This is a genomic window from Stenotrophomonas sp. SrG, assembly GCF_050031795.1.
Taxonomy (GTDB): Bacteria; Pseudomonadota; Gammaproteobacteria; order Xanthomonadales; family Xanthomonadaceae; genus Stenotrophomonas; species Stenotrophomonas rhizophila_A.
The window spans coordinates 1-273 of sequence record NZ_JBNBBE010000247.1; the positions used below are offsets into that span (position 1 = coordinate 1).

Below are 273 nucleotides of genomic sequence, written 5' to 3' on the forward strand. Positions count from 1 at the left end.
TGTAACGATTGGTGACAAAGATCAGGGTGTCCCACCCTGCTACGATCGCCTCATCGACGGCGTACTGGATCAACGGCCGGTCGATGATCGGCAGCAGTTCCTTGGGAACCGTCTTGGTTGCGGGAAGGAACCGGGTGCCCAGCCCCGCCACCGGGAAAACCGCCTTGCGACTGCGCTTGTTCGTCACAGCCTGTTGGCCTCTCGTGCCGGAAAGGGACGCACCTTAGCCGACTCGACGTGAGAGTCGTGTTGCAACGGCGCAAATTCCGGCAT

Annotated in this window: 1 protein-coding gene; it reads right to left on the reverse strand. The window is 60.8% G+C overall.

Annotated elements, in window-relative coordinates; genetic code table 11:
* On the reverse strand, positions 1-187 hold a 187-nt coding region (locus ACQG3P_RS19710), incomplete at its 3' end, for a sugar phosphate nucleotidyltransferase (protein ID WP_426805985.1).
* Between the last annotated feature and the right edge of the window lie 86 nt (positions 188-273).